The organism is Virgibacillus sp. GM2-2, assembly GCF_055329585.1.
The window spans coordinates 1-255 of record NZ_JBUZWC010000113.1; the positions used below are offsets into that span (position 1 = coordinate 1).

At 71.4% G+C, this 255-nt stretch carries 1 protein-coding gene; it reads left to right on the plus strand.

Going from position 1 to position 255, the window contains the following annotated elements:
- Positions 1-19 precede the first annotated feature (19 nt).
- The coding region (locus ACY9Z2_RS19180; RefSeq protein ID WP_463611272.1) for a glycosyltransferase at positions 20-255 on the plus strand (236 nt) is incomplete at its 3' end.

Below are 255 nucleotides of genomic sequence, written 5' to 3' on the forward strand. Positions count from 1 at the left end.
GCCCGCATGGTGGGACGCCTTGCCCGACGACAGGCCGCTGGTGTTCCTCAGCCTGGGCAGCTCGGGCAGGGCCGACCTCCTGCCGATGGCGCTCGAAGCCCTCTCGCGGCTTGCGGTCACCGTGGTCGTCGCCACGGCCGGCAAGATCGACCTGACCGAGGTGCCCGCGAACGCGCGCATCGCCGATTATCTTCCCGTCGACGTCGTGAGCCGGCGGGCGCGGCTCGTCATCAGCAACGGCGGCAGTCTCACCGG